The following is a 25,069-nucleotide window of genomic DNA, read 5'->3' on the forward strand; positions in this document are numbered from 1 at the left end:
CCGCTAATACCGGTCGGTCGATGGATGCCACCCACGACGCGACGGAGCCCCTGAAATCGAACCAGGTCGGTCCGCACCGGTCCGGCCGCCTCAAGGTCGTGGTGATGGCCCTGATCCTGTGCGCCGCCGGCGGTGCCTTCGTTCTCCACGGAGCATCTCCCCCGCCGCCATCCACCGCAGGCGCCGCCGCACCGGCTCCGGTCCCCGCCGTGACAGCCCGGGTCCGCAAGCAGGACGTTCCCATCACGCTGACTGGGGTCGGCACGGTCAACGCCCTGAACCTCGCGACCATTCGCAGCCAGGTCACCGGGTACCTGCAGGGTGCCGACTTCAAGGAAGGCCAGTTCGTGAAGCGCGGCGATGTGCTCGCCCGGATCGATCCGCGCATCTACCAGGCCCGGTTCGAACAGGCGCAGGCCCAGCTCGCCAAGGATCAGGCTCTGCTCGCCAACCAGAAGACCAACCTCGCCCGCAACGAACCCCTCCTGCAGAAGGGCTTCGCGACGGACCAGCAGGTGGTCAGCGAGCGCGCCATGATCGCGCAGACCGAGAGCGCCGTGAAGGGCGACCAGGCCGCCATCGACTACGCGCAGACCGAGCTCGATTTCGCGACCCTGCGAGCCCCGTTCGACGGCGTGACTGGCATCCGCCGCGTCGACATCGGCAACATCGTCAACCCCACCGACTCGGGCGGCATCGTCGTCCTCACCCAGGTCCAGCCGATCGGCGTGCTCTTCACCCTGCCGACCAGGGACATCGCGGCCGTGCAGGCCGCCCTGACCCGCGGCCCGGTCGCCGCGACCGCCTATGACCAGTCCGGTGACAGGAAGCTCGACGCCGGCGCGCTGCTGCTCATCAACAACCAGGCCGACCCCAAATCCGGGACCGTGCAGCTCAAGGCGATCTTTCCGAACGCCCAGCGCCAGCTCTGGGCAGGCAGCTTCGTCAACGTCGAGGTCACCACCTCCGTCGAGACCGGCGCACTGACGGTCCCGACAAACGCCCTGCAGGTCAACGACAAAGGCCAATTCGTCTACGTGATCGGCGCCGACGACGCGGTCTCGGTGCGGCCGGTCAAGGTCCGGCAGCGTACCCGCGGCGTCGCCCTGGTCGCGGAGGGCCTGAGGGACGGAGAGACGGTCGTGGTCCAGGGCCAGTACCGGTTGAAGCCCGGTACGCACATCACGCCCGCGACCCCGGACCAGGTCCCGGACACCTCGACGGCCTCTGCGGGGATGCTGCCATGAACATCTCCTCCGGCTTCATCCGGCGACCCATCGCCACCGGCCTGCTGATGCTCGCCGTCGTGGTGCTCGGTGCGATCAGTTACACGCTGCTCCCGGTCGCCTCGCTTCCGAACGTCGACTCGCCGACGGTGCAGGTCACCGCCCAACTGCCCGGCGCGGACCCGAAGACCGTCGCCTCCTCGGTGGCCACCCAGCTCGAACGCCAGTTCGGCCAGATCCCCGGCCTCACCCAGATGACGTCGAGCAGCGGCACCGGCTTCACTCAGGTCTCGCTGCAGTTCGACCGGAGCCGGACCATCGACTCGGTCGCCTCCGACGTGCAGGCAGCGATCAACGCCACGCAGGGCCAGCTGCCGGCGGCGCTCCTGAACCCGCCGACCTACCGCAAGACCAACCCGGCTGACGTGCCGATCCTGCTGATCGCCATGTCGTCGGACGTCTTTCCGATCACCACCGTGAGCGACTACGCCAACTCGCTCATGGCCCAGAAGATCTCGCAGATCCCGGGTGTCGGCCTCGTCGGCGTCGGCGGCCAGCAGAGCCCGGCCATCCGCATCCAGGTCAACCCGGCTCAACTCGCGGCCGAGAACCTCGACTTCGAGACGGTGCGCATTGCCCTCTCCAACCTCACCGTGCTGCAGCCCAAGGGGCAGCTCTACGGCGGCCAGCAGGCCGTGGCGCTGCAGACCAACGACCAGCTGATGACGGCGGCCGGCTTCGAGGACGCCATCGTCGCCTACCGCGAAGGGGCCCCGATCCGGGTCAGGGACATCGGTCGCGCGATCAAGGCGCCCCAGGACGTCACCATCGCCGGCTGGGTCGGCGAGAAGACAGCCGTGGCGCTCGCCGTGCAGCGTGCGCCAGGGGCCAACGTCATCTCTACCGTGGCGGCCATCAAGCGGGCGTTGCCGCAGCTCCAGGCCTCGTTGCCGCCCGGCATTGACGTCAAAATCGCCTCGGACCGGACCCAGACCATCCAGGCCAGCGTCGCGGACGTGCAGTTCACCCTGCTGCTGACCATCGCGCTGGTGGTCGGCGTGATCGCGCTGTTCTTGCGCCGGCTGTGGGCGACCGTGATCCCCGCCGTGTCGGTGCCGATCTCGCTGATCGGCACTTTCGCGGTGATGTACGTGCTGGGCTACAGCCTCGACAACCTGTCGCTGATGGCGCTGACCATCGCCATCGGCTTCGTGGTCGACGACGCCATCGTCATGGTCGAGAACATCGTCCGCCACATCGAGGCGGGCGCCACGCCAATGCGGGCGGCGCTCGACGGGGCGGGCGAGGTCGGCTTCACCATCCTGTCGATCTCGATCTCGCTCGTGGCCGTCTTCATCCCGCTGTTCCTGATGGGCGGCATCGTCGGGCTGATGTTCCGCGAGTTCGCCGTCACGGTTGCGGTCTCGATCCTGGTCTCGGTTGTGGTCTCGCTGACGCTCACGCCGATGATGTGCGCCCGGCTGCTGCCGGGCCACGAGACCAAGCCGCCGGGCCGCGTCTCGCGCGGGCTGGAGAGCTTCTTCACCTGGCTCACAGCGCGCTACGATGTCGGGCTGCAGGTCGCCCTGCGCCACCGCTTCCTTACGCTGCTCACCTTCTTCAGCACCGTCGCGCTCACGGGCTACCTGTTCTGGACGATCCCGAAGGGCTTCTTCCCGCAGCAGGACACGGGCCTGATCGTCGGCATCAGCGAGGCGGCCCAGGACGTGTCCCCGGAGGGCATGAAGCTGCGCCAGCAAGCTATCATGGGGATCATCAACAAGGATCCGGCGGTCGCGGACGTGGCCGGCTACATCGGTCCGGGCGGCCCGACCGTGACCGAGAACAACGGTCGCGTGTTCATCAGCCTCAAGCCGAGCGAGCGGCGCAACGTCACGGCCGATCAGGTCATCGGACGGCTCTCGAAGGCGCTTGATCAGGTCCAGGGCATGAAGGTCTACATGCAGGCCGCCCAGGACATCACCATCGGCGCCGTCGTCTCGAAAACGCAGTACCAGTTCACGATGACTGACATCGACCTGGAGGAGCTTAACCTCTACGGGCCGAAGATGCTCGACGCGCTGCAAAAGCTGCCCGAGCTCACCGCGGTCGCGAGCGACCAGCAATCGTCGGCGCGGATGCTCGACGTCGTCGTTGACCGCACGGCCGCCGCGCGCCTCGGCATCGACCCGGCCGCTGTCGACAACACCCTCTACGACGCCTTCGGCCAGCGACACGTGGCGCGCATCTACGCGCCGCTGAACTACTACTACGTCATCCTGGAGGTCGACCCGCACTATCAGCTGGGGCCCAACGCCCTCCAACGGATCTATGTCCGCTCCCAGGACAACACCTCCGTGCCCTTGAGCCAGATCGCCAGGATCGAGACCGGCACGATGCCCGCGGTGGTCAACCACCAGGGCCAGTTCCCGTCCGTGACCCTGAGCTTCAACTTGGCGCCGGGCGCCACCATCGGCGCGGCGGTCGCCGCGGTGCAGAAGGCAGCGGCCGACCTGCACATGCCGTCCTCCGTGGCCACCGCGTTCCAGGGCAACGCCCAGGCCTTCCAGACCTCGCTCGGCTCGACGCCGCCGCTGATCCTGGCGGCGCTGTTCGCGGTCTACGTAATCCTGGGTGTGCTCTATGAGAGCACGATCCACCCGCTGACCATCCTGTCGACGCTGCCCTCGGCCGGACTCGGGGCGCTCGCCACGCTGATGCTGGTCGGACGGCCGCTCGACATGATCGGCATCATCGGGATCATCCTGCTCATCGGCATCGTCAAGAAGAACGGCATCATGCTGGTCGACGTCGCCATCGTGCACGAGCGCGAGGGCGGCAAGTCGCCCCAGACGGCGATCCACGAGGCCTGCCTACTGCGCTTCCGCCCGATCCTGATGACGACGCTGTGTGCGCTGCTGGGCGGCGTGCCGTTGATGCTGGGTACCGGGACCGGCTCGGAGATCCGCCAGCCGCTCGGCTACGCCATCGTGGGAGGCCTGGCGGTCAGCCAGGTGCTGACGCTGTTCACGACCCCGGTCGTCTACCTCTACATGGACCGGCTCAGTGCGGTGCTCGCCTCGCGCCGCCCGGCCCACCGGGCCCATGCCGCAGAAGCGCGATGAGCCTTCATCATAGGGCGGGTGTCGCCCCGAAGGAGTGCGGCCGATGAGCGAGACCGATGCCCGCACCATGAGCAAGGCGCCAGCGGTCACCCTCGGGTTCTGGATCGTCAAGGTCCTCGCCACGACGCTCGGCGAGACAGGCGGCGACACCGTCACGATGACCCTCGACTGGGGCTATCTCGCCGGCACTGTCCTGTTCGCCACGGTGCTCATCGCCCTCGTCGTCGCCCAGATCCTGTCGCGCCGGTTCAACCCAGCCCTGTACTGGGCGACCATTATCGCCTCGACGACTTTTGGGACCACCATGGCGGACTTCGCCGACCGCTCGCTCGGGATCGGCTACATCGGTGGCAGCGCGCTCCTGCTCGCGTGCCTCGCGGCGGTCCTCGGGCTCTGGTACACGTCGGAGCGTACCATCTCCGTCGACACGGTCTCTACGCCCCGCGTGGAGGCCTTCTACTGGGCGGCCATCACCTTCTCGCAGACGCTCGGCACGGCGCTCGGCGACTGGCTCGCCGATACCGGCGGCCTCGGCTACGATGGCGGTGCCCTCGTCTTCGGCGCTGCTCTTCTGGTCGTCGTCGGCCTGTACTACCGGACCCAGGTCTCGCGGGTGTCGCTGTTCTGGGCGGCATTCATCCTCACCCGCCCCCTCGGCGCGACGGTCGGCGACTTCCTCGACAAGCCCTTGGCGCAAGGCGGCCTGAACCTGAGCCGCCCCTTGGCATCGACCGTCCTGGCGGCCCTCATCGTCGTTGCCGTCGTCCTGCTGCCGCAGCGCGCGGGCACGCATCCGTCGGTGCGGAACGCCCGCACGTGAGGCGCGACTGACGGGCATCGGGTTGCGACAGGAAAGCCAGGGATGGCGGGATCTCTCGACGGTGCCTGCTCGCAGGGCATCGATACGGGCTTCGTGGCCCTCGGCTATGCGCGTGTGGCCGTACTCGGGGTGGTGAAGGGGCTGATTGAGCTGTTGCCGATCTCCTCGACTGCCAAGACACGCCAGCGACAGCCAACCGAACTTCCTAGAAGGCTTTTCAGCCTTCTGAGGTGGGTCAGAAACAAGCGCGCCGACGACGTCCGCTTCTCTAGATTATCGCCCGGAAGCGGACCGGCAGAAATCCACCCTGAGCGGCCCTCCCGCTTCCGACCCAAGTCAGACGTCCCGAAGCCGTTCAGAGCTACCAGAAAGCGGCCATACGTCGGCCGTCCGGCAACTTCGGCCCTGGGTGGAGAACAACCTGTCATCGGGTTGCGCAGAACACGATCGCGCGTATCCGGCCCTCAATCGGGCCCTTCCCGAAGCGCCTTGCTAGCGCCGCTGCAACTCGCTGCGTCGCCTCCTCAAGACAAGCCGCATCCCGCGCCTCGATCTCACTTCGCAAGGGTGTGCCCTGACAGAAGGCCAAGGCCGGCTCGTGAGGCGTTTCGCTCCTGCTGACGTGCTTCACCGTCTTAGACGTGACATCGGCAAAGCCAGCGGCTTTCAGGTCCTCGATGATGCGAGCGGTGTCGCAGTAACCGTGCGGCGTTCGCGCGAGAAAGCGAGGCGGATCGTCAGGAAAGATTTCGGCGAGAGCTCGCGTCACGGCGTCGGGGAATTCGTTCGCACCGATCTCGTCCCATACGCTGAATAGATAGCGGCCGGAGGGTCTTAGGACGCGCCAAGCCTCCCTGAACCCTTGATGCTTATCGGCGAAAAACATGGCCCCGAACTGGCAAATCACCGCGTCGAACGTCTCGTCGGCGAAAGGCAGCGCCAAGGCGTCGGCCTGTCGCCATTCGACGGAGCTGTCGCGAGGGACGTGAGTACGCGCAACGTCGAGCATGGCCGCGTTGAGGTCGGTGGCCACCAAGCGGGTCGCGGCGGGCAGCACTGTCGCGAGTGCTCGGGTGACGACGCCCGTGCCGGCGGCGGTCTCCAAGACGCTGCCGGGCTTCAACCGGCGTACCTCCTCGGCCAAGTCTTGGGCGTAAGGCTCGAAGATCAGGGGAACGAGGTGACGTTCGTACAGCTGGGGGATTGTTCCCGTGAAAGCTTTGTCCGCCACCGTCATTGGAACTCTCCCACTTACTAGGGAGAGCATGAAATGCGGCTATCGTCGAAGCCCTGCAAGCAGGCGTTGCAGAAGACGCTTATGGGTCGAAGCGGGCGCAAAGGCGGCTTCTGCTTATGCGAGTTCGGGCTCAGAAGCGGACCGGCCGAAATCCACCCATCTGAGACGCCCTGAGGGCCGTTGGACTCGGCAGTACATGGCCGCAAGCGGAATTTCTGCTTGCTGGTCATTTTGTTAAGTAAGCGGACATTAGTGGTACAGACATCAAAGTGGTAGAGCGCGCCTGGTGAGCCGGCCGGATAGGCTGCAAACCTCGTTAAAGCTGTGCCCCAAGTTCAGACGAGAGGCGTTCACCAGCCTCACGGAGCCGCGACTTGAGGGTCTCGGCTCGTTCCAATGTCAGCCGAGATGCTGGACCCGACAGGGCGAGAGCACCAATCAGCCTCTGCTCCGTCCCGAACACCGGCATCGCAATTGATGCGACATGAGGGTCGGTGATGCCGGAGGAATAGAGTGGCATCTCGATCGCCGCCCTGTCCGGAGCCCTTCGGTCGCTGAAGGTCCTCAAAACCCGGGCAATCGCGGACTCGTCCATCGGCCGCATATCGCCGGGGCGGACATTCATCCGGAGCGGCGAGGGCGAGTCCGCCCGGAACAGGCACAGCCGCTGATTGCCCCGGCGGATGTAGAACGAAGCCGTCTCCAGGGACTCGGCCGCGAGCCGCTCCAGGACGGGGACGATCCGCTCCTCCAGGGCGAAGGACTGCTGGTAGACCGAACCGATCCGAGCGGCCTCGACGCCCAGGCGGTAGCGCCCGTCATTCAAGCGCTCGATCAGGTCGAACTTTTCCAGCGAGATGCAGAGCCGCATGATCGTGCTCTTCACGAGCGACGTGCGGCGGGCGAGCTCGGAGAGTTCGAGGGCGTCGTCTCCGCGCCGGAACGCCGTCAGCACGGTCAGCACCCGATCGGCCGCAGCCACACCCTCGAGGTTGGGCCGCGCGCGCGCCTCCTTCGCCATCGCTTCGCACTCGTTCCGGTTTCGTGGAGTTCGGGACGACCGATCCATAACCAAGCGCCTTCCGCTCACCAAGCCGTGACGCGGCCTTGCCCAAGGCTTCGTTGACAGCCGCCTGTGTTTGGGCGACTAAAAACGAAACGCCGTTTCAAAAATGGCGATTCGGGAGTGGACGTCATGGCGCAAGGGCAACAGGCCCCGGCTCCGGCCCAGGCGGTCGACGAGCGAAACCTCCACCGCAAGATGATGCGGCGGATCCTGCCGTTCCTCTTCGTTTGCTACGTGGTCAGCTACCTGGACCGCGTGAATGTCGGCTTCGCCGCGCTCACGATGAACGCCCATATCGGGCTCACCGCGACGTCGTTCGGCATCGGCGCGGGGCTGTTCTTCCTCGGCTACTTCCTCGCCGAGATCCCCAGCAACCTGATCATGATGCGCGTCGGAGCCCGGCTCTGGATCGCCCGAATCATGATCACCTGGGGTCTCGTCTCGGCCGCGACCGCCTTCGTGACCGGCCCGATCCAGTTCGGGATCGCGCGGTTCCTTCTCGGCCTCGGCGAGGCGGGGTTCGTGCCCGGCGTGTTCCTCTATCTCAGCCTGTGGTTCCCCTCGGCGGTGCGGGCGCGCGCCACCGCGCTGTTCCTCCTCGGGATTCCGGCCGCCAACATCATCGGCTCGCCGATATCCGGCGCGCTGGTGCAGGTCGAGGGCTTCGGCCTCGCCGGATGGCAGTGGCTCCTCATCCTCGAAGCACTGCCGGCGGTGGTTCTCGGCATCGTCTGCCTCTTCGTCCTCACCGATCGGCCGGAGAAGGCGCAGTGGCTCACGCCCGCCGAGCGCGACGTGCTTGTCGCCAAGCTCGCCGAGGAGAAGGCCGCCATCGAGAAGAAGCATCCGATGACCCTGGCCCAGGCCCTGCGGAACTGGCGGGTGCTGACGCTGGCGGCGGTCAACTTCTGCGCCATTATCGGCTCGCTGGGCATCGGCCTGTGGCTGCCGCAGATCATCAAGCAGCTCGGGCTCGCGACCTCGCTCGTCGGGGTCGTGACGGCCGTCCCCTACCTCTGCGGCGCTGTGGCGATGGTGGTGTGGGGCCGCCTGTCCGACCGGGGCCGCGACCGGACGATCTACCCGGCCATCTCCCTGTTTGTGGGCGCCGCCGCGCTGGTTGCGAGCGCCCTGACTCCGACGCCGCTCCTCACCATCGCGGCGCTATGCGTCGCGGTGATGGGCATCAACTCCTTCGTGGCGACCTTCTGGGCCGTGCCCTCGGGCTTCCTCACCGGACGCGCGGCGGCGGGCGGGATCGCGATGATCGTCTCGATCGGCAATCTCGGCGGCTTCGCCGGCCCCTACCTGATTGGCCTCGTCCGCGACCTCTCGGGCGGGTTCACCGCGCCGCTCCTCATGGTCGGAGGCATCCTGCTCGTCGGCGCGCTGACGATGCTGGCCTTCGGCCGGCAGGTCCGCCGGGCTGCGCTGCCGGCCGCGCTCCCGGCCTGACCGCCATGATCCCGCGCCTCTCCCCCGGCCCCCGGGTGCCGTCCCTGACCGCGGCCTTCTGCGCCGAGCTGCGCGCGCGGGGCTTCGCGGGCGACCTGACGATGGCCGAGGCCGACCGCACCGTGCTCGCCACGGACAATTCGATCTACCAGATCACGCCGCAGGCGATCGCCTTCCCGCGCGACCGCGACGACCTCGTGCGCATCGCGACCCTGCTCGCCGAGGAGCGGTTCGCCACGGTGCGGATCGCCCCCCGCGGCGGCGGGACCGGGACCAACGGCCAGTCCCTCACGGACGGGATCGTGGTTGATCTCTCGCGGCACATGAACCGCATCCTCGCCATCGACCCGGTGCGCCGCACGGCGCGGGTCGAGGCGGGGGTGGTGAAGGACCAGCTCAACGCGGCCCTGGCCGAGCACGGCCTGTTCTTCGCTCCCGAACTCTCGACCTCGAACCGCGCCACCATCGGCGGGATGATCTCGACCGACGCCTGCGGCCAGGGCTCCTGCCTCTACGGCAAGACCCGCGACCACGTGCGCGCCCTCACCACGGTGCTGGCCGACGGGACGGTCTGGCACTCCGAACCCCTCGACGACGACAGGCTCGCGGCCGCGCAGGCCCGGCAGGACTTCGCGGGGGCCATCCACCAGGAGGTGGACAAGCTTCAGCGCGAGAACGCCGCGCTGATCGACAAAACGTTCCCGCCGCTGAACCGCTGCCTCACCGGCTACGACCTCGCCCATCTGCGCCGCGCGGACGGCCGCTTCGACCTCAACGCCGTGCTGTGCGGCTCGGAGGGGACGCTGGGCCTCCTTGCGGATGCGACGCTCAACGTCCTGCCGCTGCCGAGCCACGTGGCGCTGGTGAACCTCCGCTACGACAGCTTCGACGCGGCCCTGCGCGACGCACGGACACTCGTGGCCTTCGGGGCGGCCTCGGTCGAGACGGCGGACTCCAAGGTGCTGGGACTCGCCCAGGAGGATCCCGTCTGGGAGGGCGTCACCGCCTACTTCCCGAAGGATGCGGGCGAGCAGGCGCAGGGCGTCAACCTGATCGAGTTCGTCGGCGACGATGCGGACGCGGTCGAGGCGGCGCTGACCCGCCTGACGGCGACCCTGGACGAGGCCGGGACCGCCCACGGCCGACGCGGCTACACGGTGGCCCGGGGCGAGGCGGAGGTCGGCCGCCTCTGGGCGATGCGCAAGAAGGCGGTCGGTCTGCTGGGCAACACCAAGGGCGACCGGCGGCCCATGGCCTTCGTCGAGGACACCGCCGTTCCGCCGGAGCACCTCGCCGACTACATCGCGGAGTTCCGCGCCGCCCTCGACCGGCGCGGGCTCGAGTACGGCATGTTCGGCCATGTCGATGCCGGCGTGCTCCATGTCCGCCCGGCCATCGACATGAAGACGCCCGGCGCCGAGGCGCTGGTCCGCGCCGTCACCGAGGACGTCGTCGCCCTGACTCAGCGCTACGGCGGGCTCCTCTGGGGCGAGCACGGCAAGGGCGTGCGCTCCGAGTTCTCGCCCCGCTTCTTCGGCCCGCTCTACCCGGTGCTGCAGGCGGTGAAGGCCGCCTTCGACCCGCGCAACCAGTTCAACCCCGGCAAGATCGCCGCCCCCGAGGGCGCCGCGCTGCTGACCGTCGACGGTGTGCCGACCAAGGGCCAGCGGGACCGGACGATCCCCGCGCATGTCCGGGCCGGCTACGACGAGGCGCTCCACTGCAACGGCAACGGCGCCTGCTTCACCTGGGACCCGGACGAGGCGATGTGCCCGTCCTGGAAGGGCACCCGCGAGCGCCGGCACTCGCCGAAGGGCCGCGCCCAGCTGATGCGCGAGTGGCTGCGGCGGCTCGCCGTCGAAGGCCGCGACCCGCTGGAAGAAGCCCAACGCCTGCGCGCCCGGCCGAACTGGCTCGCCTTCCCGGCCCGCCTCGCCGCGACCCTGCGGCGGCGGGAGGACTTCTCTCACGAGGTCCATGAGGCCATGGCGGGCTGCCTCGCCTGCAAGTCCTGCGCGGGGCAGTGCCCGATCAAGGTCGACGTGCCGACCTTCCGGGCGAAGTTCCTCGAACTCTATCACGGCCACTACCTACGCCCCCTGCGCCACCACGCCATCGCCGCCCTGGAGACTGCGGTGCCGCTGCTGGCGAAGGCACCCCGGCTCGCGAATGCCGCGACATCCCTCGGGCTCTCGCGGATGGTCGGGCTGGTCCACGTCCCGCAGCTGTCAGGCATCGACCTGCGCCAGGAACTCGCCCGCCGCGGCGTGGCGCTGGCCGAGGCGCGAACCCTGGCCCGCCTCCCGGAGGCCGAGCGCCTGACGAGCGTCGTCGTCGTGCAGGACGCCTTCACCAGCCACTACGACACGCCGGTCCTCCTCGCCCTCCTCGATCTGCTGATCGGGCTCGGCCTGCGGCCCTGGCTCGCACCGTACCGACCCAACGGCAAGCCGCTGCACGTCCACGGCTTCCTCGGCCGGTTCGCGCGTCTGGCGGCGGTGAATGCCGAAGATCTCGGCCGGCTCGCCGCGACCGGTATCGCCCTCGTCGGTCTCGACCCGTCGATGACGCTCACCTACCGCTCCGAGTACCGGCAGGCCCTGCCGGGGTGGGACCTGCCGCGGATCCACCTCGTCCAGGAATGGCTTGCCGGCCGCATGGAAGCAGCCCCCACGCCTTCAGAGACCGAGCCCTACTGGCTGCTGCCCCACTGCACAGAAAGGGCGACGGCGCAGCCAGCGCTCGCCGATTGGACCGAGGTTTTCGCCGCGCTGGGGTTGCGCCTGTCGGTGCTGCCCGCGGGTTGCTGCGGCATGGCCGGGACCTACGGCCACGAGGCCGAGCACCGGGCGATGTCGGAGCGGATCTACGGCCTCAGTTGGGCCGGGCACGTCGCCGGGAAGGGCCGCTCGGGCCGCCTGCTCGCCGACGGTTACTCCTGCCGCTCGCAGGTGAAGCTCGTCGATGGCCTGCGACTACCCCACCCCGTCGAGATCCTCCGCGACCACCTCACCGCCAGCCCGCTTGCCGGCCGGCGGACCATCCCCCTCACCGCATAGCCCGACAGGAGCACACCATGGCAGATCGCACACAATTCCGGCTCGGCCTCGTCGGCTACGGCGAGATCGGCAGCACGCTCGGCGCCGGCCTGCGCGGCGCCGGCCTCGAGTCCATCGCCTGCTACGACAAGTATGCGTTCGAGGGTCCCTACGCGGATCTCATCCAGACGCGGGCCAGGGACGCTGGCGTCACCCTCGTCCGCTCGAACGCGGAGCTCGCCGAGGCCGCCGACCTGATCGTGAGCTTCACGCCCGGCGCCTCCTCACTGGAGAGCGCCGACGCCTTCGCCCCGGTGCTCACGGCCCGGCACACCTTCCTCGACTTCGCCTCGGCCACGCCGAAGATCAAACAGACCGTCGCGCGGAAGCTCGAAGCCACCAGCGCGCTCCTCGGCGACGGCTCGATCGAGGGTACGCCGCTGCACGGCTATTCCATGCGGATGCTGTCGAGCGGCCCGGCCGGCGAGCGGGTGCGCGACCTCCTCGTGCCCTGGGGCATGCAGATCGAGTTCACCGGCCCGGTGCTCGGCACCGCCTCAGGGATCAAGATCATCCGCTCGGTCCTCATCAAGGGGATCGAGGCGCTGACCGACGAGATGCTGCTGGCCGCCCGACAGTACGGGATCGACGAGGTCGTCCTCGCCTCGGCCTCCAAGACCCTCGCCCGGCCGTGGATGGACACGGTCCAGAGCCTCACCCCCTCGGGGGCGATCCACGCCAAGCGCCGGGCCGAGGAACTGGAGATGTCGGCCGACGCCGTCGCCGATGCCGGCGTCGAGCCGATCATGGCCCGCGCCGTCGCCCAGCGCTTGCGCTGGAAGGAGAGCCTCGGCCTAAAGGACCACTTCAAGGGCGTCGTCCCCCGGACCTACCAGGAGGCCCTCGACGCCATGGTCCTCAAGGCCGGCCTCAAGCCCGTCGCCTGACGCCCCTGCCACCTTCCCGCATCGAAGGACGAACCTCCATGGCCATCGGTTTCAAGATCCATCCGCGCACCCGCACGGTCGACCCCACCACCGTCGAGAAGTACAAGGCGATCGCGGTCGCCAATATCAGCGACTCCATGAACCGCATGAGCCATGGCGGCGCGCGGATCCGCCCGCTCCATGCCGGCGGCGTGCTAAGCGGCGTCGCCCTGACGGTGCGGGTGCGCCCCGGCGACAACCTGATGATCCATGCGGCCCTCAACCGCGCGAAGCCCGGGGACGTGCTCGTCGTCGATGGCGACGGCGACCTGACGAACGCCCTGATGGGCGAACTCATGCTCTCCCATGCGCAGCAGATCGGCGTGGCCGGCGTCGTCCTGAACGGCGCGGTGCGCGACTACGGCTGGATCCGCACGAACGCGTTCCCGGTCTTCGCCGCCGGCGTCACCCACCGCGGCCCCTACAAGAACGGGCCGGGCGAGATGAACGCGACCATCGCCATCGAGGGCATGGTGATCGCGCCGGGCGACCTCATCGTCGGCGACGACGACGGTTTCGTCTGCGTGCCCTTCGACCAGACCGAGGAGGTCTTCGTCGCCGCCGACAAGAAGCAGCAGGGCGAGGCCAAGACCATGGCGGCGATCAAGGCAGGCACCGTGGACCGCTCCTGGGTCGAGCGCGCACTCGCCGAGGCGGGCTGCGAGGGGATCTGATCCCCCTGCAGGGCCACTCCACAAAGGCTCAAGGGCGCGGGACGTCACGCGAGCCACATCTCAAATAAGTGGGAGGTTGGGAGGTGAACGTCTCCGAGCAAGCCAAGCATCCGCTTGAGACCGCAACCATGCGCCGGGTCATCCTGCGGCTCGTCCCATTCTTGATGTTGTGCTATTTCTGTGCGTTGCTGGATCGGGTTAATGTGGGCTTCGCCGCCCTGCAGATGAATAAGGATCTCGGGCTGACCCCGGCCATGTTCGGCTTCGCGGCAAGCCTGTTCTTCATCTCCTACTTCCTGGTGGAAGTGCCGAGCAATCTCGCCCTGCAAAAGGTCGGCGCGCGGCGCTGGATCGCGCGGATCATGATCACCTGGGGCTTCGTCACCATGGGCATGGCCCTCGTGACCGGCCCCCATTCCCTCTACGTGATGCGCTTCATCCTCGGCGCGGCGGAGGCCGGGTTCTTCCCGGGCGCGATCCTTTACCTGACCTACTGGCTGCCGAGCGAGTACCGGGCTCGGGTCCTGGCGACGTTCACGGTCTCGATCCCGCTAGCGACCTTCCTCGGCTCGCCCCTGTCCGTGTCGCTCCTCGAACTCGACGGGCTGCTCGGGCTCAAGGGCTGGCAATGGCTGTTCGTGCTGGAGGGCCTGCCCACCGTTCTCCTCGGCATCACCTGCCTGTTCGTGCTCACCGACCGGCCCCGCGATGCAAGCTGGCTGAAGGATGAGCAGCGCGCATGGCTCGTCGGGCGCCTCGATGAGGAGGCCGCGCGGCGCAAGCCCATCGGCCATATCTCGCTTTGGCAACTGGCCCGCAACAAGTACTTCCTGACGATGGCGCTGGTCTGCTCCGGTGCCTCCGCGACGGGCAGCGTCCTGTCGGTGTGGCAGCCCCAGATGATCAAGTCGTTCGGGCTGACCAACCTGCAGACCGGCTTCGTCAACGCGATCCCCTACGGCTTCGCCACGATCCTGATGGTGCTCTGGGGCCGCCACTCCGACCGGCAGGGCGAGCGGCGCTGGCACACGGCGATCCCGCTGCTGCTCGCGGCCTTCGGCCTGGCGTACCTCAACCTGACCGGCGGCATCGCCACCGCCGTCCTGGCCGTGACCTTCGCCCTCGTCGGCGCCTACTCCTTCAAGGGGCCGTTCTGGGCGCTCTCCGCCGGTTGGCTCTCGCCGGGGACACTGGCGGCCGGGCTCGCCGGGATCAACGCGATCTCGAACCTGATCGGCGGCGGCCTGATGGTGAACGTGGTCGGCCTCGTGAAGGACGCCACCGGTAGCTTCCCCCTCGGCATGCTCCCGGTCGCGGCGCTCGATGCCGCCGCCGCGCTCAGCGTGATCCTGATCAGCCGCGCCCATGCCCGCGAGGCCAGGACCGCGGCGCTGCCCGCCTGAACCACGATCCCCACTCCTGCCCCGAGGACACGCGATGTCGTTCTTCGCTCCCCCGCCGGCCGTGACGGCCGAGGTCTTCACGCGGCTGCCCGACCGCTTCCGCACAGTCCGGCCGACCGCCTGGGCGAACGCCAACCGGGGCGGACACCCCATCGATTCCTTCCTCGAAGGCCCCGTCTTCGACCGAGCCGGCCGCCTCTACGTAACGGACATTCCCTTCGGCCGGATCTTCCGCATCGACCCGGCCGGCGAGTGGGAACTCGTCGCCGAGTACGACGGCTGGCCGAACGGCATGAAGATCCACCGGGACGGGCGGATCTTCATCACCTGCTACAAGCGCGGCCTGATGCTCCTCGACCCCGACACGGGCGCGGTGACGCCGTTCCTGGAGAATGCGGGCTCGGAGGGCTTCCGCGGGGTCAACGACCTGACCTTCGCCAGGAATGGCGACCTCTACTTCACGGACCAGGGCCAGACCGGGCTGCAGGACCCGACCGGCCGGGTCTACCGCCTGCGCCCGTCTGGCGAACTGACCTGCCTCGTAGACACGGTGCCGAGCCCGAACGGCATCGTCATCGACGACGCCATGGGCAGCCTGTTCGTCGCCGTGACCCGCACCCAGCAGATCTGGCGGGTGCCCCTCAACGCCAGCGGCCTCGTCGCGAAGGTCGGCGTATTCGCGCAACTCCACGGTGGCCTCGGCGGCCCGGACGGGATCGCGCTTGATGCCGAGGGCTGCCTGATCGTCGCACATACTGGGTTCGGGTCGATTTGGCGGCTGTCGCCGGTCGCCGAGCCGCTGCTGCGGGTGAAGTCCCCCGCCGGGATCTCGACCACCAACGTCGCCTATGGCGGCCCTGACGGCGCGACCCTGTTCATCACCGAATCCCAGACCGGCAGCATCCTGACGGCGCGGATGCCGGCCGCTGGCCAAACCCTCTTCTCGCATCACTGAACGGACCGGCCGGATGACGATTGCGATGACCCGCCGCGCGCATCTCGCGGCCTTAATGACCGGCGCCGCGATCGGCGCCGGGCTTCGGACCGCCGCGGCCCAGACCGTACCCTGGTCCTCGGGCACGGAGCGGCCCAAGATCACAGTGCCCCCGGAAGCCACGGACTGCCACCACCACATCTACGACGCGCGCTTCCCCGTCTCGCCCGGCGCGACCCTGCGGCCGCCGGATGCCAGCGTGGCGGACTACAAGCTCCTGATGCAGCGCCTCGGCATCGGCCGCCACATCGTGGTGCAGCCCTCGACCTACGGGGCCGACAACAGCCTCCTCGTCCAGTCCGTGAAGGAGTTTGGGCCGACTGCCCGGGGTATCGCGATGCTGGACGCCTCGGTGACGCCCGAGGAACTGAAGCGCCTCGACGGGGCCGGCATCCGCGGCGTTCGGTTCGGGACGCGCCTGCCGGGCGGGGCGCCGATCGCCGACATGGTGCCGGTCGCCCGCAAGATCGCCGACCTCGGCTGGCACATCCAGCTCGTCACTGACGGCGATAAGATCGTGGAGCTGGCCGACACCCTGAAGGCCATGCCGGTGCCGGTCGTGTTCGACCATATGGGGCACCTGCCCGAGCCCGCCGGCCCCGACCACCCGGGCTTCAAGGTGGTCGCCGACCTGATCGACAAGCACGGCGCCTGGGTGAAGCTCACCGGCGCCTACATTCTCTCGAAGGTCGGGCCGCCGAGCTTCGCCGACCGCAGCCGCCTCGCCCGCGCCTATGTGCAAGTCGCCCCCGAGCGCGTCGTCTGGGGCAGCGACTGGCCGCACCCGACCTCCCCCGCCGACGCGAAGCCGGACGACGCCGTGCTCCTCGACCTCCTGGCGAACTGGGCCCCAGACGAGGCGGTGCGGAACCGCATCCTCGTGGCCAATCCGGCCAAGCTCTACGGCTTCTGATTGCTCGCCCCCGCGGAGGACTTTTCAGTGGACCCCAGGGCTCGAACACGGCGGGGCGTTCTGGGTGGCGGCAGTGCCCTCGCCCTCGCCCTCGCTTCGGCGCTGGGCGTCCGTAGCTGTTCGGCGAACGCGGCGGACGCCGTCCCGTTCTCCGCCGGGACGCAGGGGCCCTCGATCCGCGTGCCGCCGAACGCCTGCGACTGCCACATCCACATCCTGTCGACCCGCTTCCCGGCTTCGCCCCACTGGAAGGGTCAGCCGGTGCTGGACAGCGTCGTCGCCGCCTATCGCCAAGTGCAGGCCCGCCTCGGAACGAGCCGGGTGGTGGTGGTGACGCCCTCGACCTACGGCATCGACAACCGCGCGACCCTCGACGGCGTCGCCCAGTTCGGTCCCTCGGCCCGCGCGGTGGTCGTGGTCGATCTCGACATCACCGATGCCGAGCTCCGGGCGATGGCGGCCCAGGGCGCGGTGGGCATCCGGGTCAATTTCGGCACGCCGCAATCCTGGGGGACGACCACCGCCGAGCGTCTGGAGACGATGGCCCGCAAGGTCGCCCCGCTGGGTTGGCACATCCAGATCTATGCGACCGGCGACACGATCGTGGAGCTCGAATCCATCCTCAGCCGCCTGCCGGCGCCACTCGTCATCGATCATCTGGCACGCCTCCCGCCGGGCCAGGGCGTCGATCATCCTGCCTACGCCGTCGTGCGGCGGCTGCTCGACGGCGGCCGGACGTGGATGAAGCTGTCGGGGGCCTACCTCAACACCGCGAGCGGAGCTCCCGCCTACGCCGACGCCACGGCCGTCGCGAGGCCCTTCGCGGCGGCGGCCCCGGAGCGGATGGTCTGGGGCAGCGACTGGCCGCACCGGGGCGAGAAGCACATGCCCGACGATGCCCGGCTGCTCGACCTCCTGGCCGAATGGGTGCCCAACGAACGCGAACGAGCGCGGGTCCTGGTCGACAATCCGGCCACGCTCTACGGCTTCCCCGGATAGCGCGAAGCGTCCTTTGCCGATAGGATCGGAGTCCGCGACGCCGGCGAGGCGGCGGCCGTTCCGCCCACAGCGCCTTCGCGGCTGATCGGGGCCGTTCGGCCGCGAGTGGCCCGTGAGGCCGGAATCCTGCAACACGTCGCAGCGGATCGGCGCGGCAAGGTCTCGAAGGGGGCATTCACCGAGCGGCCGGCACCGGGTTGATCCTCATCGTCCAGCAAACGGGGAAATAAGTGATGAGAAGATGGCTCGGCGTCGCTTTCGCAGCCGCGCTCCTGATTGGCTCGGCGTCGGCCGGCGAGTTGAGCGGCACACTGAAGAAGGTGAAGGACTCCAATAAAATCGTCCTCGGTGTCCGCGACGGCGGCCCACCCTTCAGCTATATCGACGACGACCAGAAATACGTCGGCTATGCCATCGACATCTGCGGGAAGATCGTCGATGCGGTGAAGAAGGAGCTCGATGCACCGAACCTTCGTGTCGAGATGATCCCGATCACGTCGTCGACGCGCATTCCGCTGATGACGAACGGGACGATCGACCTCGAATGCGGCTCGACGACGAACAACGCCGAGCGCCAGAAGCAGGTCGCGTTCACGAACTCCCATTTCGTCACGGCGAGCCGCTTCGCCTCGAAGAAGGCGCAGGCCATCAAGACGATCGATGACCTCAAGGGTAAGTCGATCGTGTCGGTCGCCGGCTCCGTCAACATCGTTCAGATCGCCAAGGTCAACGCCGAGCGAAAGCTCGCCATGAACGTTCAGGGGGCCAAGGACACGGTCGAGGCCTTCCTGATGCTGGAGAGCGACCGATCGGCCGCTTTCGTCATGGACGACGTCCAGCTCAGCGTGCTGATTGCCCTGTCGAAGAACCCTGTTGCCTACACGATCAGCGACGAGGCGTTTGGACCGCCGGAGCCCTACGGGATCATGCTTCGCAAGAACGACGAGCCGTTCAAGGCGCTCGTGGATCGGACGACGGCCGATTTGTACAAAAGCCCCGAGATGACTGCGATCTACAGCAAGTGGTTCGAGTCTCCGGTGCCGCCCAAGGGCATCAACTACAACTTTCCGATGTCGGCGGAAGTGAAGCACGCCTTCGCCCACCCGACCGACAGCCCGGATCCCGCCGCCTATAAGGATTGACGCGGGGCGGCCTGCGTTCGGGCGCAGGCCGGCGCCGAGCAGATGCAGGGGTCGACAGGCGGACAGGGGCCTGAAGCCGTGTCCGGTGGCGATCGCCTCGGGCACGGCGCCGGACGAACCCGCGTCAGAGCGCTTGACGTGACCCGTCCCGTTCGACCGGCTCGACGACCAGCAGCATCACCGCCATCGCCAGGAGAGAGGAGGCACCGAGGAACAGGAAGACGGCATCCCAGCTATAGGCATCGAGGAGCAGACCGGTCAGGAAGGGAAACAGCGCGCCTCCGGCCTGTCCGCCGGTGTTCACCACCGACACGGCCAACGGATAGGCGTCTTTCGTCGTCAGTCCGGCCGGATAGACCGTGAAGGAGGAGTAGCCCACGTTCAGCAGGAAGCCGGTGAGGAACAGCAGGATTGCGAGCGTCACCGGTTCGTTCGGCGCGTGGATGAGCGCGACCATCATGAACACGGTCGAGACCGTGCTGATCAGGATGGTCGGCTTGCGCCGCTTGCCGACGATCCGGTCGGAGAACACACCGCCCATGATGTTGCCGAGCACGCCACCGATGAACGGCGCCGAGGCGACGAAGCCGACATTCATCAGCGAGAAGTGTTTGACGTTGGTCAGATAGGTCGGCAGCCAAGCCAGGATCACGTTGATGATGCCGGTCATCATCAGGTAGCCGACGGCGAGCCCCCAGATGTTGCCGGATGCGAACGTCTCCTTCGCCGTGGCGACGGGGCGAACCGGCCGCCCCCGAATGAGCCGATCGAGGCGGACGAAGCGCGGCGTGCCGACCGAGGCCGGTGCGGTCGACGGCGAGCGGCCAGCGGGTGTGAGCGGGAGTGCGCTGCCGATATGCGCAGCCTCGGCCGGGGATACGAAGCGGCTTCGGCCCGGCTCGTCCACGACGAAGAAATACCAGAGCACGGCGAAGACCAGCCCCGGCAGCGCGCAGATGAAGAAGACGTACTCCCAGCCGAGTGTGGCGATGATCAGCGCACCGAGCGGTGGCACGATGACGGGACCGAACTTGGCGGCGGCCAGGAAGAGGCCGACCGCGGTGCCCTTCTCCTGCGGCGGGAACCACCGGTTCATGGTCGAGAGCATGGTAACCGGCAGGGGTGCCTCGGCAAAGCCGAGGGCGAGCCGGTTGAGCTTCATCGCGAACGCCGAGCCCGTCGTGCCCAGGAGCCCCGTGAACAGCGAGGTCAGGATCATGAAGATCGGGAAGACGATCCGCGTGCCGAGGCGCTTCACCAACAGGCCCGCAGGGATCTGCATGACCGAGTAGCCCACGAAGAACAGGCTGACGACCGCGCCGGCCTCCGTGTTGGTCATCGCGAATTCCTTCTTCACGAAGGGAAGCACGATCCCGATGTTGGCCCGGTCGGCCGCGGCCAAAGTATAGACGATGAAGATGAGCCCCATGACGACCCAGCGATACCGGGTCATCCGCTCCGTTGCGGGGATCGCCCCCGCTGTGGCTGAACGACTGGCCATGTCCGTTTCCTTCAATAGGGTGCCGCCTGCAGGGGCCGCCCGGCGACTGCTCCGCCTCAGCGTCGCGCGGGCTTCGATGCGGTGGTGCGGAGGATCGGCTCGCGCATGCTCACGACGGCGAGGAAGGTCAGCAGCGAGGTCGAGGCAAGGAACAGGAACACCGCGTCCCAACTCGCCCAATCGAGCACCACGCCGACCACGAAGGGCGCGAAGGCGCCGCCGAGCGAACCGCCGGTGTTGACGATCGCCGCCGCCAGCGGGGTCTTCTCCTTGGCGGTCAGCCCCATCGGGTAGACGAGAAAGGTCGAATAGCCGAGGTTGAGCAGAAGGCCCGTTGCGGTGAACAGCAGCGCCAGAAGCCACGGGTCAGCCGGCGAATAGATCAACCCGTACATCGTGACGATGGTCGCCGCCGAAGTCAGAAGCATCATCGGCTTGCGCCGGCCGCCGAGGAGCTTGTCGGAGATCAGGCCGCCGAGCACGTTGCCGATGATGGCGCCGATCCACGGCGTCGAGGCGACGAAGCCCATCGCGAAGAGCGGATATTTCTTCACGGTGACGAGGTAGGTCGGCACCCAGGTCATGATGGCGTAGGCGATGCCCACCATGAAGAAGTAGCCGATCGCGCAGGCCCAGACGTCCCAGGAGCGCAGCACGTCCCGGGTGGTGGAGAGCGGCGTGCAGGCGCGGACTCGGATCAGCCGATCGAGAAGCGGCATCTCCTTGTGCACCGGCACCGGCTTGCCCGGCGCCGCCCCTCCCCGCCCCGTCTCAATCTGGTCGAGTTCGATGTCGGAGACGAACCGGCTGCCCTGCGGGGTATCGCGCACCATCAGAAGCCACGCCGCAGCCAGCACGAAGCCCGGCACCGCGAAGACGAAGAACACCTCGCGCCAACCGAAATGATAGATGATGAAGGCGCAGAGCGGCGGCACCAGCGCCGGTGCGGCCTTGATCGAGGCCATGAACACGCCGGTCGCCGTGCCCTTCTCCTGGGGCGGGAACCAGCGATTGATGATGGTGAGGATGCCGATGTTGATCGGTCCTTCGGCGACGCCCAGGGCGGCACGTCCGATCTTGAGTTGCAAGGCGCTCCCGGCGAAGCCCATGAAGAAAGTCGCGATCGAGGTCGCGATCATCGCCAGGCTGAACGGCCAGCGCACGCCGAAACGCTGATAAATCAGGCTAAACGGAACCTGGATGATGGCGTAGCCAATGTAGAAGAGGCTCGCGAGCGCACCGATATCGGTGTTCGAGAGCTCGAATTCCTTCTTCATGTAAGGGACGACGACCCCGATGTTGGCGCGGTCGGCCCCCGCCACGAGGTAGATGAGAAAGCACAGGGTCAGCACGACCCAGCGGAAGCCGCTTTTGGCCGGCCGGGCGGCAGCCGCGGCGGAAGTGTCGAGGGCGAGGTCGGCACGCATCTCAGCACACCTCCAGTAAGGCACGGCCGTCGGCGACGATGCAGTCGGCGGGTGGGGATCGGCCGGTGAGGACGTCGACCACGGATCTGGCCGCGATCAGGTTGGTGCGGGCGAGGCCGCCATGGGTGGCAGCCGCCGTGTGCGGCGTGGCGACGACCCGCTCGAGCCCGATCAGCGCCTTGGCGGCCTGGCTGGCCGCAGGGTCCTTCTCGGCCTCGAACACGTCGAGGCCCGCTCCGGCGATGTGGCCGGAGACGATCGCTTCGTAGAGATCCTGCTCGTTCACCAGCCCGCCACGGGCAGTGTTGATGAAGATCGCTCCCGGCTTCATCCGGGCCAGGGCGTTCCTGTCGATCAGATGCGCCGACGAGGCGTCGAGGGGCGCGTGCAGGGTGACGAAATCCGATTCGCTCAGCAGCGTCTCCAGATCCACCCGCGCGACGTTGTGGGCGGCGGCGAAGCCGTCGTCCGGCACGATGTCGGTCGCGAGGATCCTGACGTCGAAGCCGGCGAGGCGGCGGGCGACGCAGCGGCCGATGCGTCCGAGCCCGACGATGCCGACCGTGCTGCCCGTCAGTTCTTCGCCGATGCGGTAGGTCCAATCGCCGGCCCGGAGAGATGTCGGAAAGGTCGCCAGCCGCTTGGCCACGGCGAGCATCAGGCCGATCGTGTGGTCGGCCACCGAAGGGCTGTTGCCGCCGGCGGCGATGGTCACGACCTTACCGAGCTTCGCCGCGGCGAGATGGTCGATCTGCTCGAAGCCGACGCCGCGGCGCGCCAGCACCTTCAGTCGGGGAGACCGCGCCATCAGGTCGGGGCCGACGAAGGTGCTACCGAGGATCCAGCCGTCGACACCCTCCAGAAGGTCCGACAGCGTGTCGGGCGCGGGGTCGGTGTTGTTGAGTGCGGGCTGGCGCACCTCGAAGCCCTGTTCTTCGAGATAGGCCCGTGCCTCCGGGTCGAAGCCCCGCGGCGTGACGAGCACCCGCATCCGATCCGCGTTGGGGTTCACAGATGTCTCCTCCTGGCCTGTCGGGGCGGTTCGGCCCCATTGCCGGCGCCCCACTTCGGGGGCTTGGCCAGTGTCTGGCCCCGCCGCTCGCGCCGGGGGCCGCCATGTCGGAATCGCGGGTGGCCTGGGGCCTTCCTGGTTAGCGGGCGGGGACCTTGCCGTAGCGGCCGTCGTAGCGGCCCTCGCGGATCATCTGGAGGACCTCGGCCTCGCGCTGGTCCTGCGCGCGAACCGCCTCGATCAGGGAGGACGCGATCGAGGCGGGGAAGGTCACGACGCCGTCCTCATCGCCCACCACCACGTCGCCGGGATCGACGGTCCAGCCGCCGATGGAGACCGGTATGTTGGTCGCCCCCGGACCCTGCTTGTAGGGCCCACGATGGATCGCCGCCCGCGCATAGCAGGGGAAGTCGGACGCGGCGAAGATGCCCGAATCGCGGATCGCGCCGTCGATGACGAAGCCGGCGCAGCCCCGGCTTTCGGCGATGGCCTTCATGATATCGCCCACGAGCGCCCGGCTTGTATCGCCACCGCCCGCGACGACCAGCACATCGCCGGGGCGGACCTCGTTGAGGGCCTGATGGATGGCAAGGTTGTCGCCGGAGCGGACCTGCACGGTGAAGGCCGTCCCGACGAGCTTGCCGCCGCGATGGAACGGGCGCAGCCCAACGAGGCCTGGCAAACGGTCGAGGTTGTCGCTGATCGATGGCGTCGTGGCGTCACGAAAGGCGGCGATGATGGCGGGATCGACCGCCGGGGCGGGCGGATTGAGGCTGACATTCGCCACGGCATTCCTCCAATTTCTTTGGCCGGGGACAGTACGGACTTGAGTGAGCAGGAAAACCCGTGTTTCCCCTGCTTCTAGAGTGGGAAATTCCGGGCCTTGAACACGCGCTTCCTCAGCACACTCTGTGCCGTGGCCGATGCCGGCTCGCTAGCCGGGGCGGCCCGGGCCATGGGGCTGTCGAGCGCCGCCGTCGCCGAACAGATCCAGACGCTCGAACGGGGGCTCGGTGTCCGGCTGATCACCCGTCTCGGACGCGCCGTGACCCTGACGGACGAGGGGCGAGCCGTCGTCACAGCGGGGCGGGACATCCTGAGGAGGGTGGCGGACCTGACGCAGGTCGCCCAGCTCGGACGGCTCAGCGGCACCCTTCGGATCGGGTCGGTCTCGACCGCTCTGATGTCGGTCGTGCCGCCGACCTTGAGACACATGGCCGAGCATCACCCGGAGATCGCCCTCAAGATCGTACCGGGTACCTCCTCGCAACTCCTTTCCATGTTGGAAGGCGGTGCGATCGACTGCGCCATCACGGTCAGGCCCACCTTCGAGATCGCCAAGGAGTTCGGCTGGCACCTGATCCGGGAGGAGCCCTTGACGCTGGTCTGCCCGGCTGAACTTCCCTTCGAGGGCGTCGAGGCGTGCCTGTCCTCCTCGCCGATGATCAGCATGTACAGAAATTCGCCGACGGGACGGATCGCAGAGAGGTTTCTCCAAGACAAGAAGATCGTCGCAAAGGAACTCTTCGAGATCGAGGCGGCCGAAGTCATTCTCGTCTTGGTGTCGCAGGGCCTCGGCGTTTCTCTTCTGCCGGATTACGGCTTCGAATCGAGCCGGGAGCGCCGCATCCGAAAAGTGGCCGTCGGCGACCGCGCCTATGGCAGGCTGGTCGGCATCCTCTACCGGCGCGGTGCGCGTATCTCCCTCATCGATGCGTTCCACGCCGCCATCAAGAATGGTGGGATTTCATAGAGGTCGCACGGAGAGGAGCTCTCTCAATCGTCGAACTCCGAGACTTGGCATTCGAACCCTCTCGGACCATGCGGCAGGTCGGTCGACGGACCCGCCAGCCTTGAAGGCTGCATCTGCGACCCAGGGGCAAAAGTAATGATGCCTCGCCAAGGCATGTCTGCTCCCGGCGACGACATCGACGCGATCGAATGACCGGGTAGGGCGCAAAGCCGAAGGTCCGCTTCTGGGCGTTAAGCCAAATTCCGCTTATCGCCTATAGCGGTCCCTCACTTGGTCAAGCTGAGTAAGCAGACCCTAG

Annotated in this window: 19 protein-coding genes and 1 pseudogene; 14 read left to right on the forward strand and 6 right to left on the reverse strand. The window is 67.9% G+C overall.

Annotation, left to right across the window (positions count from 1 at the left end):
• Positions 1–20: 20 nt before the first annotated feature.
• The 4 genes and pseudogenes from CIW48_RS24745 to CIW48_RS34265 form a co-directional block, all read left to right on the forward strand.
• The gene (locus CIW48_RS24745) at positions 21–1,247 is read left to right on the forward strand and encodes an efflux RND transporter periplasmic adaptor subunit (RefSeq protein WP_246695410.1); all 1,227 of its coding nucleotides are present in this window, start codon (positions 21–23) and stop codon (positions 1,245–1,247) included.
• Positions 1,244–4,351, forward strand: coding sequence for an efflux RND transporter permease subunit (locus CIW48_RS24750; RefSeq protein WP_149313120.1), 3,108 nt, complete (start codon positions 1,244–1,246; stop codon positions 4,349–4,351). The genes CIW48_RS24745 and CIW48_RS24750 overlap by 4 nt, the downstream gene beginning before the upstream one ends.
• 43 nt (positions 4,352–4,394) lie before the next feature.
• Entirely contained in the window at positions 4,395–5,171 is a 777-nt protein-coding gene (locus tag CIW48_RS24755; protein WP_149313121.1) for a hypothetical protein, read from the forward strand.
• Positions 5,172–5,213: 42 nt separating this feature from the next.
• Positions 5,214–5,345 (forward strand): annotated as a pseudogene (locus CIW48_RS34265) (undecaprenyl-diphosphatase); the annotation flags it as partial.
• A gap of 250 nt (positions 5,346–5,595) precedes the next feature.
• Here CIW48_RS34265 and CIW48_RS24765 read toward each other — a convergent pair.
• On the reverse strand, positions 5,596–6,408 hold the full coding sequence (locus CIW48_RS24765; protein ID WP_149313122.1) for a methyltransferase domain-containing protein: 813 nt from the start codon (positions 6,406–6,408) through the stop codon (positions 5,596–5,598).
• Positions 6,409–6,724: 316 nt separating this feature from the next.
• The gene (locus CIW48_RS24770) at positions 6,725–7,429 is read right to left on the reverse strand and encodes an IclR family transcriptional regulator (protein WP_149313123.1); all 705 of its coding nucleotides are present in this window, start codon (positions 7,427–7,429) and stop codon (positions 6,725–6,727) included.
• Between the two features lie 174 nt (positions 7,430–7,603).
• On the opposite strand from CIW48_RS24770, the gene CIW48_RS24775 reads away from it, so the two are divergent.
• From CIW48_RS24775 to CIW48_RS24815, 9 genes are all read left to right on the forward strand, one after another.
• Entirely contained in the window at positions 7,604–8,929 is a 1,326-nt protein-coding gene (locus CIW48_RS24775; protein WP_149313124.1) for an MFS transporter, read from the forward strand.
• A gap of 5 nt (positions 8,930–8,934) precedes the next feature.
• Positions 8,935–11,988, forward strand: coding sequence for an FAD-binding and (Fe-S)-binding domain-containing protein (locus tag CIW48_RS24780; RefSeq protein WP_149313125.1), 3,054 nt, complete (start codon positions 8,935–8,937; stop codon positions 11,986–11,988).
• A 17-nt stretch (positions 11,989–12,005) separates the two neighbouring features.
• The gene (locus tag CIW48_RS24785; protein ID WP_149313126.1) at positions 12,006–12,914 is read left to right on the forward strand and encodes a DUF1932 domain-containing protein; all 909 of its coding nucleotides are present in this window, start codon (positions 12,006–12,008) and stop codon (positions 12,912–12,914) included.
• A gap of 38 nt (positions 12,915–12,952) precedes the next feature.
• A complete protein-coding gene (locus CIW48_RS24790) occupies positions 12,953–13,627 on the forward strand; it encodes an RraA family protein (RefSeq protein ID WP_149313127.1) in 675 nt (224 codons plus the stop codon).
• Between the two features lie 83 nt (positions 13,628–13,710).
• Positions 13,711–15,030, forward strand: coding sequence for an MFS transporter (locus CIW48_RS24795; RefSeq protein ID WP_246695411.1), 1,320 nt, complete (start codon positions 13,711–13,713; stop codon positions 15,028–15,030).
• A 34-nt stretch (positions 15,031–15,064) separates the two neighbouring features.
• Complete coding sequence (locus CIW48_RS24800; protein WP_149313128.1) at positions 15,065–15,985, forward strand: SMP-30/gluconolactonase/LRE family protein; 921 nt, start codon at positions 15,065–15,067, stop codon at positions 15,983–15,985.
• A gap of 13 nt (positions 15,986–15,998) precedes the next feature.
• Complete coding sequence (locus CIW48_RS24805) at positions 15,999–16,937, forward strand: amidohydrolase family protein (RefSeq protein WP_149313129.1); 939 nt, start codon at positions 15,999–16,001, stop codon at positions 16,935–16,937.
• 27 nt (positions 16,938–16,964) lie between these two features.
• Complete coding sequence (locus tag CIW48_RS24810) at positions 16,965–17,936, forward strand: amidohydrolase family protein (RefSeq protein ID WP_149313130.1); 972 nt, start codon at positions 16,965–16,967, stop codon at positions 17,934–17,936.
• 233 nt (positions 17,937–18,169) lie between these two features.
• Positions 18,170–19,078: an amino acid ABC transporter substrate-binding protein gene (locus CIW48_RS24815; RefSeq protein WP_149313131.1), complete on the forward strand. Its 909-nt coding sequence runs from the start codon at positions 18,170–18,172 to the stop codon at positions 19,076–19,078.
• A gap of 124 nt (positions 19,079–19,202) precedes the next feature.
• On the opposite strand, the gene CIW48_RS24820 is transcribed toward CIW48_RS24815, so the two are convergent.
• The 4 genes from CIW48_RS24820 to CIW48_RS24835 form a co-directional block, all read right to left on the reverse strand.
• Positions 19,203–20,579, reverse strand: coding sequence for an MFS transporter (locus CIW48_RS24820; RefSeq protein WP_149313132.1), 1,377 nt, complete (start codon positions 20,577–20,579; stop codon positions 19,203–19,205).
• 56 nt (positions 20,580–20,635) lie between these two features.
• Positions 20,636–22,006 (reverse strand): MFS transporter, encoded by a 1,371-nt coding sequence (locus tag CIW48_RS24825; RefSeq protein WP_149313133.1) that lies wholly within the window; start codon positions 22,004–22,006, stop codon positions 20,636–20,638.
• 1 nt (position 22,007) lies between these two features.
• A complete protein-coding gene (locus CIW48_RS24830) occupies positions 22,008–23,018 on the reverse strand; it encodes a phosphoglycerate dehydrogenase (RefSeq protein WP_246695412.1) in 1,011 nt (336 codons plus the stop codon).
• A gap of 139 nt (positions 23,019–23,157) precedes the next feature.
• Positions 23,158–23,805 (reverse strand): RraA family protein, encoded by a 648-nt coding sequence (locus tag CIW48_RS24835; protein ID WP_149313134.1) that lies wholly within the window; start codon positions 23,803–23,805, stop codon positions 23,158–23,160.
• 96 nt (positions 23,806–23,901) lie between these two features.
• Between CIW48_RS24835 and CIW48_RS24840 the strand changes: the two genes are divergently transcribed.
• On the forward strand, positions 23,902–24,771 hold the full coding sequence (locus CIW48_RS24840; RefSeq protein WP_149313135.1) for a LysR substrate-binding domain-containing protein: 870 nt from the start codon (positions 23,902–23,904) through the stop codon (positions 24,769–24,771).
• Positions 24,772–25,069 lie beyond the last annotated feature (298 nt).

It is taken from the genome of Methylobacterium sp. P1-11, assembly GCF_008329595.1.
GTDB lineage: Bacteria > Pseudomonadota > Alphaproteobacteria > Rhizobiales > Beijerinckiaceae > Methylobacterium.

What these genes read in the sequence shown, in the direction of transcription:
- CIW48_RS24745 (WP_246695410.1), top strand. Translation starts at nt 21, where the DNA reads ATGGATGCCACCCACGACGCGACGGAGCCCCTGAAATCGAACCAGGTC.
- CIW48_RS24750 (WP_149313120.1), top strand. Translation starts at nt 1,244, where the DNA reads ATGAACATCTCCTCCGGCTTCATCCGGCGACCCATCGCCACCGGCCTG.
- CIW48_RS24755 (WP_149313121.1), top strand. Translation starts at nt 4,395, where the DNA reads ATGAGCGAGACCGATGCCCGCACCATGAGCAAGGCGCCAGCGGTCACC.
- CIW48_RS24765 (WP_149313122.1), bottom strand. Translation starts at nt 6,408, where the DNA reads ATGACGGTGGCGGACAAAGCTTTCACGGGAACAATCCCCCAGCTGTAC.
- CIW48_RS24770 (WP_149313123.1), bottom strand. Translation starts at nt 7,429, where the DNA reads ATGGCGAAGGAGGCGCGCGCGCGGCCCAACCTCGAGGGTGTGGCTGCG.
- CIW48_RS24775 (WP_149313124.1), top strand. Translation starts at nt 7,604, where the DNA reads ATGGCGCAAGGGCAACAGGCCCCGGCTCCGGCCCAGGCGGTCGACGAG.
- CIW48_RS24780 (WP_149313125.1), top strand. Translation starts at nt 8,935, where the DNA reads ATGATCCCGCGCCTCTCCCCCGGCCCCCGGGTGCCGTCCCTGACCGCG.
- CIW48_RS24785 (WP_149313126.1), top strand. Translation starts at nt 12,006, where the DNA reads ATGGCAGATCGCACACAATTCCGGCTCGGCCTCGTCGGCTACGGCGAG.
- CIW48_RS24790 (WP_149313127.1), top strand. Translation starts at nt 12,953, where the DNA reads ATGGCCATCGGTTTCAAGATCCATCCGCGCACCCGCACGGTCGACCCC.
- CIW48_RS24800 (WP_149313128.1), top strand. Translation starts at nt 15,065, where the DNA reads ATGTCGTTCTTCGCTCCCCCGCCGGCCGTGACGGCCGAGGTCTTCACG.
- CIW48_RS24805 (WP_149313129.1), top strand. Translation starts at nt 15,999, where the DNA reads ATGACGATTGCGATGACCCGCCGCGCGCATCTCGCGGCCTTAATGACC.
- CIW48_RS24815 (WP_149313131.1), top strand. Translation starts at nt 18,170, where the DNA reads ATGAGAAGATGGCTCGGCGTCGCTTTCGCAGCCGCGCTCCTGATTGGC.
- CIW48_RS24820 (WP_149313132.1), bottom strand. Translation starts at nt 20,579, where the DNA reads ATGGCCAGTCGTTCAGCCACAGCGGGGGCGATCCCCGCAACGGAGCGG.
- CIW48_RS24825 (WP_149313133.1), bottom strand. Translation starts at nt 22,006, where the DNA reads ATGCGTGCCGACCTCGCCCTCGACACTTCCGCCGCGGCTGCCGCCCGG.